This is a genomic window from Sphingobium sp., from assembly GCF_032153725.1.
GTDB lineage: Bacteria > Pseudomonadota > Alphaproteobacteria > Sphingomonadales > Sphingomonadaceae > Sphingobium.
Genome location: NZ_JALDYQ010000056.1, coordinates 26526 through 35354, shown reverse-complemented (window position 1 = coordinate 35354; position 8829 = coordinate 26526). Strand labels below are relative to the sequence as shown.

General features: G+C 59.6%; 11 protein-coding genes and 1 pseudogene. 6 read left to right on the top strand and 6 right to left on the bottom strand.

All coding sequences use genetic code 11. The features are described 5' to 3' along the window. Positions 1-17: 17 nt before the first annotated feature. Positions 18-524, bottom strand: coding sequence for a hypothetical protein (locus RUH75_RS16955; protein ID WP_313808191.1), 507 nt, complete (start codon positions 522-524; stop codon positions 18-20). 9 nt (positions 525-533) lie between these two features. Between RUH75_RS16955 and RUH75_RS16950 the strand changes: the two genes are divergently transcribed. The 5 genes and pseudogenes from RUH75_RS16950 to RUH75_RS16930 all read left to right on the top strand — a co-directional run. Then, on the top strand, positions 534-1238 hold the full coding sequence (locus RUH75_RS16950; protein WP_313808189.1) for a cytochrome P450: 705 nt from the start codon (positions 534-536) through the stop codon (positions 1236-1238). A 127-nt stretch (positions 1239-1365) separates the two neighbouring features. After that, positions 1366-2385: a DMT family transporter gene (locus RUH75_RS16945; RefSeq protein WP_313808187.1), complete on the top strand. Its 1020-nt coding sequence runs from the start codon at positions 1366-1368 to the stop codon at positions 2383-2385. A 165-nt stretch (positions 2386-2550) separates the two neighbouring features. After that, entirely contained in the window at positions 2551-3891 is a 1341-nt protein-coding gene (locus tag RUH75_RS16940; RefSeq protein WP_313808185.1) for a Rieske 2Fe-2S domain-containing protein, read from the top strand. After that, entirely contained in the window at positions 3888-4424 is a 537-nt protein-coding gene (locus RUH75_RS16935; protein WP_313808183.1) for an aromatic-ring-hydroxylating dioxygenase subunit beta, read from the top strand. The genes RUH75_RS16940 and RUH75_RS16935 overlap by 4 nt, the downstream gene beginning before the upstream one ends. A gap of 90 nt (positions 4425-4514) precedes the next feature. Then, a pseudogene (locus RUH75_RS16930) lies at positions 4515-4981 on the top strand (ATP-binding protein); the annotation flags it as partial. 46 nt (positions 4982-5027) lie between these two features. On the opposite strand, the gene RUH75_RS16925 reads toward RUH75_RS16930, so the two are convergent. Together RUH75_RS16925 and RUH75_RS16920 are read right to left on the bottom strand one after the other, a co-directional pair. Continuing rightward, the gene (locus tag RUH75_RS16925; protein WP_313808181.1) at positions 5028-5153 is read right to left on the bottom strand and encodes a hypothetical protein; all 126 of its coding nucleotides are present in this window, start codon (positions 5151-5153) and stop codon (positions 5028-5030) included. 100 nt (positions 5154-5253) lie between these two features. Then, the gene (locus RUH75_RS16920) at positions 5254-5991 is read right to left on the bottom strand and encodes a transporter (protein ID WP_313808179.1); all 738 of its coding nucleotides are present in this window, start codon (positions 5989-5991) and stop codon (positions 5254-5256) included. Between the two features lie 458 nt (positions 5992-6449). On the opposite strand from RUH75_RS16920, the gene RUH75_RS16915 reads away from it, so the two are divergent. Further along, positions 6450-6764, top strand: a complete 315-nt coding sequence (locus RUH75_RS16915) for a hypothetical protein (protein ID WP_313808177.1) — start codon at positions 6450-6452, stop codon at positions 6762-6764. On the opposite strand, the gene RUH75_RS16910 is transcribed toward RUH75_RS16915, so the two are convergent. The 3 genes from RUH75_RS16910 to RUH75_RS16900 all read right to left on the bottom strand — a co-directional run bounded on the left by RUH75_RS16910 (position 6737) and on the right by RUH75_RS16900 (position 8688). After that, on the bottom strand, positions 6737-7054 hold the full coding sequence (locus RUH75_RS16910) for a 2Fe-2S iron-sulfur cluster-binding protein (RefSeq protein ID WP_313808175.1): 318 nt from the start codon (positions 7052-7054) through the stop codon (positions 6737-6739). The two genes, RUH75_RS16915 and RUH75_RS16910, sit on opposite strands and share 28 nt — an antisense overlap. Positions 7055-7218: 164 nt before the next feature. After that, a complete protein-coding gene (locus tag RUH75_RS16905) occupies positions 7219-7593 on the bottom strand; it encodes a VOC family protein (protein ID WP_313808172.1) in 375 nt (124 codons plus the stop codon). 51 nt (positions 7594-7644) lie between these two features. Then, complete coding sequence (locus RUH75_RS16900) at positions 7645-8688, bottom strand: XdhC family protein (protein ID WP_313808170.1); 1044 nt, start codon at positions 8686-8688, stop codon at positions 7645-7647. Positions 8689-8829: the final 141 nt, after the last annotated feature.

Here is an 8829-nt window from a genome sequence, read left to right as displayed (position 1 = left end):
GGCGAGGATCGGCCAACTCACTGATGACAATATAACTGGAGGTAGAGATGACTACGGACTGGGACGTAGAGAAGGAAACGAAAGTTTTTGAGAACGACCCGAGCGCCGAGGCGGCTGAAGTCTATTCGGACCTTCTCACGCGATGCCCGATCAGCCGGGTGCATGTCGACGGCGGCCAAGTCGAATGGTGGGGCGCTTGGGGATATGACGAGCTGATGAGCGTGCTCAAAAATTTCCGCGCCTTCAGCAGCAATGTCGCGCATAACGAAAATGGCCATCCGAACATCATTCCGTTGTTCGCCGATCCACCGCTGCACACCGGTTTTCGCAAGCTGCTCAATCCGAATTTTCCGCCCAATGTCGTTGGCCGGATCGAAAGCGATATCACGGTATTCGCCGAGGAAATGGTCGGTGAGATGGTCGCGCGTCGCGACGTCGAATTCTACATGGACTTCGCCGCGAAGTTCCCGACCCGCGTGCTCTGCCGCTTTCTCGGCGTGCCCGATGAGGATTGGCCGATCCACTTTGCCTTCGTGAACGACGACGAGAGCGCCGGCTTCCTTGCGGCCCCGGACCAGACAGCGCGGGCCGCACGCTTCGCTAAGTTCATTCCCTATATTCAGAACATTATCGACACCCGCCGCGCCCACCCCCAGGACGATATCATCAACAGCTTCGTTACGGGTGAGGTCGGGGGTCGCAAGCTCACCGACCCCGAGATTATCCAGCTCACCATCGCGATGATGCTCGCCGGACACGCGACGACCACCGCGGCTATTTCCAATTTCGCCTATCGCCTCGCGGAGGATCAGGATTTGCAGGCCTTCCTGCGCGCCAATCCCGATCGCATCCCGGATGCGCTCGAGGAAAGCCTGCGCATGGATGCACCTCAGCAGGCCCTTCTTCGCAAATGCCTCGTCGACACCGAGCTTGGCGGCGAAACGATCAAGGCTGGCCAGTTCGTCCTAACCAACTATGGTTCGGCGAACAACGATCCGAAGCGTTTCCCGAATCCCGGGAAGTTTGATATTGATCGGGCCGGCAAGGGGCATCTTTCTTTCGGCTTTGGCATGCATCAATGTCTCGGTCAGCATCTTGCGCGCCTTGACATGCGCATCGCGATCGAGACGTTGCTTCGCGAAACGTCGGCGATCACGATCATTGGTCCGGTCAAGCGAACCAGCTATCCGGTCCTTGCCGCCGTCGAACTGCCGCTCAGGCTTGAACCGAAGGCCTGAGCGTGGCAGCTGTTCGCGGTGGCGACTGCCCATCTCAACTTGTTCTTGCGGGCCGCCTCCGGGTGGCACATGCATTTTGATTGTGGCCGAGCCGCTCTTCCCGGCCCGAACCAAGTGGATATTCACAATGCGGACGGACGAGCGCGGCGCCATGCTGGTCGCAGCGACAGGGTTTGCGCTGCTATCTGTCAGCGACGCCGTCGTGAAATGCATCATCGGCCTCTGGCCTCCCGTCGCGATTGCCGCATTGCGCTTCGCAATCGGAGCGGGCCTGTTGGCGACTCTTGTCGCGCTGCGTGAGGGCCGCGCCGGTTTTGCCGTTCCTGCGCCTCGCATCCAGTTGCTTCGCGGGGTGGGCATGGCGGTCGCTTCTGCCTGCTTTTTTGCATCTGTAAAGTTGCTGCCGCTCGCGACGACGACGGCGATATTCTTCACAAGCCCAATGATTACGGCAATCCTGTCGAGCCTCATCCTCAAGGAAAAGGCCGAACGCAGGACATGGTTCTCTATAGCGGTGGCCTTCACGGGCGTACTCGTCGTCCTTAGGCCCAACATCCTCCTGCTCGGTTGGCCCGCGATGCTGCCGTTGGTTGGGGCTTTCGGCATGAGCCTGATGGTGATCGGCAATCGTGTAGTCGCAGGGCGATCGTCCGCATTGGGCGCTCAGGTCGTCATGGCAGGAATCGCGGCAGTCTGTCTGGCCCCGTTCGCACTGGTGGTGCAATCCACCGGTTTCGGGCCCGCCATTCCCGGACCTCCCGAGGCCAGGGTTATTATCGGCGTCGTCCTCGTCGCCAGCCTGGCAAGCCTTGCTCATGGCCTGGTCTATCTTGGTACAACTAGGGCGATTGCATCCCAGATCGCGCCGATGACCTATATCCAAATCGTTGGCGCGGTGTCGTTCGGCTGGCTACTTTTCGACGAGCATCCGGACTTCTGGACACTCATCGGTATCACGGTCATCGTCGGTGCCGGTCTGTTCCTTTGGCAATCTGAACGCCAGACACTCATTGAACCAGCACCCTGGTCCGCCAGCGCGCTTATGGTCCGAGTGCAGCGCCGGAAATGCGCGAATTCGCTCTGCGACGTGGATAGCGAAGACGGCCCGGCAAAAATAATATGGGGCAGTCATGACAAGATTTCATGATTCAGCGGTAAATGCCGCCTTTAAGCTCGCCTCGATATCGTTGCGAAACACGATACAATTGTGAGGAGAGTCCATCCCGACGGCAACAAGATTTGCGCCTTCGCGCCTAATGCGGAAACGGCATTGCCTCCACCTATCCAGGAAACGAAAAAGGACGCGTAGCTGATGGGGCAGCATGATTTCAAGATTCACGAGCTCGTCGACGATCGTCCGGGCGACGGCGTGTTTCGTGTGCATAGCCGGGTCTTCACTGATCCCGACCTGTTCGATCTCGAGATGAAGCTGATCTTCGAGCGAAGCTGGAACTTTCTCGCCTTCGAGTCCGATCTTGGCGAAAATAACGATTTCGTCACCAGCTGGATCGGCCGTGCGCCGATACTGGTCGTACGCGGCAAGGACGGGGTCGTCCGTGCCTTCCGCAATAAATGTCCGCACCGCGGCGCGGTCGTTTGCCAAGAGCAACAGGGCAATAGCCGATTATTCGTCTGTCCCTATCATGCCTGGTCTTTCGACAGCTCGGGCAACGCGCTGGGCATTAAGGAAAAGGCGGCGGGGGCGTACCCGGCAGCTTTCGACAGTCTTGATCATGGTCTAGAGCCGATCGCCCGCATCGGTACCTACCGGGGCCTTGTCTTCGGAAGCCTTTCGGACACGGTCGAGACGCTCGAGGATTTTCTCGGCTCGATGAAGTTCTTTATCGACCTTGCCATGGACCAAGGTCCGCAAGGCTTAGAGCCAATTCCCGGGCGCAGCGTCTATACCTATCGCGGCAACTGGAAGTTGCAGCTCGACAACGGGCTCGACGGCTATCACCTGACGACCACGCATGCAAGCTTCCTCGGGGTCATGGCCAGGCGTCGCGAAGGGCAAGGCAATATGTCGGCCAATTCGCTCGATTTCGCAAAGAATATGGAAGCGTTGCAAAGCGCCTTCTCATTTCAGAACGGGCACTGCGCGTTGGTGAACGAGTTGCCGGCGGCCGACCGGCGGCCGTTCATCGACATGGAAGAGATCGCTAGCCGTGTTCCCGAGGATCGAGCCCGGTGGGTCGACCTCAACTACAACACCCTGATTTTCCCCAATTTGCAGCTGATCCAGAACACGGCGCTCGCGCTACGTGTGATCCGGCCGATCGGGCCCAATCTCACGGAGATGCATTATTACTGTCTTGGCGCGGTCGGCGAGAGCGACGAATATCGTGCGCTCCGCCTGCGCGCCTTCGAGGATTTCTACAACGCCAGCGGGCTCGCGACTCCGGACGACAGCGCCGTATATGAACTTTGCCAGGAAGGGCTGAACGGCGGCGGCGATGGCTGGCTTCAGGGCTATATGCGTGGGGCCGGCGATGTCCAGCCAGGTGCAAGCGAGCGCGCGGAAGCCTTTGGCATCAATGCGGTGGAATCCGTCACGGGAATGATCAAGAGCGGCTTCGAGACGCAACTTCACGCCGCGTATCGGCAATGGGCCGTCATGATGGCGACGCCTATCGGCGGAGCATCGGCATGAGCGGTGCCCCAGCCATCGCGGGGCTTTCCCCGAAGGACGCACTAGACATCGCGCGCGATATCATCGAACGCGAAGCGGTGCTGCTCGAAGAGCAACGGTGGGACGAGTGGGTCGATCTATACGCACCCGACTGCGTTTACTGGGTGCCCGCATGGAGCCGCGACGGACGGCTCGGACACGATCCCATGCGAACGCTTTCCCTCATCTATTACGCAAGCCGCGCCGGCCTGGAAGACCGCATCGTCCGCATCCGTTCGGCGCAGTCCCCGGCGGGACGGCCGCCGCTGCGTACCGCTCACTTGCGGAGCAATATCCGGCTCGAGGAGCCGCCCGAAAGCGACGCAGCGGTGATCCGCGCCCGCACCACCTTCACCAATCATGTCTTCTTCCCAAGGCAGGAAGCGAGCATAAGCTATTTCGGCTATAGCAAATTCACGCTTCGTTCCGATGCAGACGGCTGGAAGATCGAACGCAAGAAGGTCATTCTCCAGAATGACTACATTGCGACCTACCTCGATATCTGCTGCCTTTGAACGCAACGTAGAGAGGCGATGTGAGAGATTCCTTAGGCTGCGTTTGACAAAAGACTTTCAACCATAATTCACACAGTTAGGGAGAATGGGGCCACCGGCGCCTTCCTGACCAACCAGCGCAATGCCGTGCTGGTCGGAGGAACCGGAACCGGGCAAACCCACCTTGCCATTGCGATCGGGCGCTCCTGCGTGCGCACCGGCGCCAGGGTCAGATATTACAACACCATCGACCTGGTGAACCGGTTCGAAGCTGAAACCCGCGCAGGAAAAGCGGGGCGCATTGCCGATCATCTGTCCCGGCTCGACTTGGTGATCCTCGACGAGCTGGGCTATCTGCCGTACGCGCTGTCTGGCGGTCAGTTGCTGTTCCACCTGGTCAGCCGGCTCTACGAGCAGACCTCGATCATGGTGACCACCAACCTCGCGTTCGGCGAATGGCCTCCGGTGTTCGGCGATGCCAAATGACGACCGCGCTGCTCGACCGGCTGACGCACCATTGCGACATCATCGAAACCGGCAACGAGAGTTGGCGCTTCAAGAACCGCGAAGCTGCCTGAAAGCCCTGAAGAAATTCCGTCGGCATGGGGGTGAGCCGACTCCGGGCTACCCATGAGCGGCAAGGGCAATCTGTACATGCGGCGCAAAAAGCTCGGCATCGGGATCATTCCAGGCCCATTTCGGCTGAACGGTTTCATACATGGCGCGCGCCGCGCGTTCGATTGTGCTCAAGGCGACTTCTCCTGAAATCTCCGCCTGGCATTAGCCGGCACGGCAGCTACGCGCGCAACCGGCAGCCGCCCCAGAGAGTGATGGATAAGCGTAGATCCTTTTAGAACAGCCTCACGCCAAGCTGGAGGCCAGCGCCCAGATCCGGTGCGCCCTGCGACAGCCCGGCGCTGCCATAAAGGCCAAGTGATAGCCGATTCGTAAGACCCGCATTGATCCCGGTCGAGATTTGCTCCTGATCAGGCGCGAGGCGGCTCAGACTCTGCGCATAATCGTATGAAATATGTCCCCGCAAGCCGGCAGCAATCTGCCCGGCGACACCGGCCCGAGCCGAAATGGAATTACGCAGATCAAAACCCTGAGGATCGCCCGCAATGGTATAGGTGAGGTCGGCAAAAGGCGTGACGCGGCCGAAGCTTTTCGCCAGCTCGGCTCCCATCATATAATCTGGCTTACCGGTCCCCAAATTCTTGCGCTGCGACGCCGTCGGCAATTTCACCTGCCCCATCAGAGTAAGTCCAACGCCTGAAAGGGGTACGAGATAGGATGCGCCCAGTCGCAAATCCCCCAGCCCCTCGCGCCGCACGCGGGTCGCCGGTTGGCTTGGATCAACAATGATCGGAAAGCCAAAGAGCCCACCGCCGCCGCCCACGACATTGCCGGGGGCATCAATTCGCAGATAGGGTAGCGTCGCGGTCAATTGAAACCGACCGCTCGCAATGCGCAAACTCGTGGGAACGGATGTTGTCTCGACCTTCTGCGCGGTTCCAAAGGTCCCGTCCTGATATTCGACTCCCGTCGACAGCTCGGCACCAGTGCCCACGCGTGTCCGTCGGGTCACAGTGGATTGCTCCCCTAGTTGGTCCGCCGCCCATGCGGGCGAAGCGATCGCCAGAATTGCGATTGCGGCCGATATGAAATGACGCACGAATGGCTCCCACGCTTGATACTCCGATTGGAAACGGTCGGCACGGGCGCTTTAATCCATGCCGCATCGTCGCCGAGGGCAAAGGTTCGTTTTGCCGGCGAGCCTCTTGGCTGGTTGATTACCAATGGCCCGGTGGACATCCTTCTCCCTGGACCACAAAAGCAGCACGTTCACACCACGATAGGCTCCTGCCAATTCGTGCCAACCGCGCAGCCAATGGGCGAAACGGCGACGCCCCTATCGGCGCCCATTTTGCTGCATGCTGCGGGTGTCGGCCCTCTTAACGGGACCACGCCAAGCTCTTCGAGTCTTGCGCCGCAGCTCGAAGCCTTTGACGACCGAAGCCCCTCCCCTTTTTGCTCCATCCGAATATGGCACTGCACTACCGCAAGCAGTTAGAGCAGCTCTATCTGGCGCTGAACGGCATGGAGGAGGGGCTGAGGATTCAGGCGCGGGAGATCATCCACTCGATATTGGAATGCATTGTCGTGTTGCCCGATGGTGAACAGACGAAGATCGATATCCGCGACGATCTGGCCGGAATCCTGTCGATTTGTCGACAGCATAAGAGTGGGCCCACGACCGACGATAAATATCGTTTGAGTTGGTTGCGGGAGCGCGCTTCCTCTTCAAATTGCAATTTTCTCGCGAACACCAATCAATCCTCCGGTGCGATAGTGACATGAATATCTCCGAGCGCAGCTGTCAGCGGAATCTGGCAAGACAGGCGGCTATCAGCCTGTCGCGCATTGCTGCTGTCGAGCAAATCATTCTCATCATCGCTCACCGCAGGAAGCCCAGCCAGATTTCCAGACCGGATGTAGACATGGCAGGTAGCGCAGGAACAGCATCCACCGCACAGCGCCATCAGTTCGTCCGTACCATTGTCGCGCAACGCCTCCATAAGGGTCAAACCTTCCTCGGCTTGCACCTTGCGCGTTTCGCCCAATCGATCGGTCACATGAATTTCAAGCACAACAACTTCCTCGATAATGATCGGAATCCAGATGAGAGGCCGGGCAGGCCGATGGGGACAGAATGGAATTGCATTTCACCCGTGGTCGGCAATCGGCTGGAATCAATTGTCCAGGACGGAGTAGCCGTCCAGGTTCCACCCGGACGACCAATCGTCGCGATAGCTCAGCCCAGTTGGCAGGAAGCGCAAAGCTTGTTGCCGTCGGGATCGCGCAGATAGGCGGCATAGGTGTTGCCCGGCGCCAACGGCCGGTGGCCCGGCGTCCCATCGCAAACTCCACCATTGACCAAACCAGCCGCGTGCCATGCGTCCACGGCATCCTGGTTGACCGCAGCGAACCCGACGGTTCCACCATTGGCATAGGTTGCCGCATTGCCGTCAGCGGGTGCGCCGACACCGAAACCGGTCCCCTTGTGACTGTAGAATGCGCGGCCATGGAATTCGACGCCCGGTGCAGCGCCGATTGCCTGGAAAACCGCATCATAAAAGGCGCGGGCCTTGCCCAGATCGTTGGTGCCGACCATCACATGAGTGAACATTCTAAACTCTCCTGTTTTGAGTGCGTTTTCAAATCGACCGTTGCGTAGCCTTCAGCTTGCCCGCAGTAGTTGTTTGCGCTGAACCTCGGTGGCATTGCCAGCAGCGGTGAAGTCTGCCTTGCGATATGTATCGGCCACCTGTGCCAGGATCGAAACCGCGAGAGTGGACGGATCGCGGGCGGAGTGGAAAAGTCCGATCGGCGCGCGGATCTTTCCGATCCTGCGTTCGCATACGCCCATCTCCCGCAAGCCGTCACGGCGTACCGCATGCGCGCGCCGGCTTCCCATGGCGCCAATGAAGAAGCTGGGCAGATCGAGCGCATGGGCCAGCAAAGTGCGTTCCCAGTCATGATCGTGGAAAAGGAATATCACCGCCGTCCAGCGGTCGGATCGCACGGCGTCTACGTCCGAGGTCCGGTACAGCCGGCCAATGTCATACCCCTGCCCGCTCATGGTTTCGACAAGGTCTGCGTCCGGCGTGAGAACGCTGATTTCCGCTCCCCATGCCTTGCCCTGATCCGCCAGCCTTCGGACGCCCGCCCCGTGCCCAATGATGAGGAGTCTGGGCCGGGGCCAGTGCCCGATATGAACGACACGGCCCTCCATGTCCCATGTGGTCGGCTGATAGGCATCGACAAAGGCCGGGGGCCTGCCGTCCAGAAACAGGTCAAGACCGAACGGTTCACGTCGGTCGAGGGCATTGCCGATCAAGATATCAAGCTGGGGAAAGTCCCATGGTTGAAAATGCAGATCGACGCCGCCACCGCAGGGCAGTCGGATATCGATATAGGAAGATCCCTGCCCGAAGCGCACGATACGGGCGGCATCTTCCTCGATCGCGGCCACGGCTTCCGCCGCGACCGCTCGTTCGATGCAGCCACCGGAGAAGGAACCGACATAGGCGCCGTCATCGGTCACGGCCATATGTGCCCCAGGGGCACGGACGGAAGAGCCCAGAGCGGTGACCAGGGTGATCAAAGCCTTGCGCGTTCCCGCTTCAGTCAACCGGGCAAAGATCTCGTGATTGTCCAAAATCCCTCTCTCCCGTTCCGGAATCGTTTCACCCACTGCGCCGCATGCGAATTGCGTTCGCATCGATTTCAGGGGGAGCGCAGCCTAAACTGACTGCACTCCGCCGATCCTTCGGATACGCCGATCTTTTAGGCGCCCAGCACGGCGAGGCAAATGAAATGGCCTGATTTGCCCATGACAGGGATTCATGAAGGGGAGCGCTCC

What these genes read in the sequence shown, in the direction of transcription:
- RUH75_RS16945 (WP_313808187.1), top strand. Translation starts at nt 1,366, where the DNA reads ATGCGGACGGACGAGCGCGGCGCCATGCTGGTCGCAGCGACAGGGTTT.
- RUH75_RS16940 (WP_313808185.1), top strand. Translation starts at nt 2,551, where the DNA reads ATGGGGCAGCATGATTTCAAGATTCACGAGCTCGTCGACGATCGTCCG.
- RUH75_RS16935 (WP_313808183.1), top strand. Translation starts at nt 3,888, where the DNA reads ATGAGCGGTGCCCCAGCCATCGCGGGGCTTTCCCCGAAGGACGCACTA.
- RUH75_RS16915 (WP_313808177.1), top strand. Translation starts at nt 6,450, where the DNA reads ATGGCACTGCACTACCGCAAGCAGTTAGAGCAGCTCTATCTGGCGCTG.
- RUH75_RS16905 (WP_313808172.1), bottom strand. Translation starts at nt 7,593, where the DNA reads ATGTTCACTCATGTGATGGTCGGCACCAACGATCTGGGCAAGGCCCGC.
- RUH75_RS16900 (WP_313808170.1), bottom strand. Translation starts at nt 8,688, where the DNA reads ATGCGAACGCAATTCGCATGCGGCGCAGTGGGTGAAACGATTCCGGAA.